The sequence below is a fragment of the Pseudomonas sp. SIMBA_068 genome (assembly GCF_046534705.1).
Classification (GTDB): domain Bacteria; phylum Pseudomonadota; class Gammaproteobacteria; order Pseudomonadales; family Pseudomonadaceae; genus Aquipseudomonas; species Aquipseudomonas putida.
Genome location: NZ_JAWRYI010000202.1, coordinates 1 through 329 on the forward strand (window position 1 = coordinate 1; position 329 = coordinate 329).

Sequence of the window (329 nt, forward strand, 5' to 3'; positions counted from 1 at the left end):
AAGCGCGGTGGATATTCTCGTTGAGCTGGGCAAACGCCGGATGGTTGGCGGCCAGGAGGATATGATCGTCGACGTGGCGCTGGATCTGCGCAACAACAAATAATATTGACTGCCGAGAATGTGCATTTTGTATGCCCATCCCAGCACGACTGCCGGATGCGGCGTGAACGTCTTGTCCGGCCTACGGATGGCGCGAGAATTTGTAGGCCTGATAAGACGCGACAGCGTCGCATCAGGCATTGATTGCCGGATGCGGCGTATAACGCCTTATCCGGCCTACATTCGGCAAGGGTTACCCGAGCGTTAACCTTCTCCCATAAGGGAGCGGG

Annotated in this window: 1 protein-coding gene; it reads left to right on the forward strand. The window is 56.5% G+C overall.

What is annotated here, in order from left to right; genetic code table 11:
- A partial coding sequence (locus SB756_RS28820; protein ID WP_410912937.1) for a hypothetical protein occupies positions 1 to 103 on the forward strand: 103 nt, incomplete at its 5' end.
- Positions 104 to 329 lie beyond the last annotated feature (226 nt).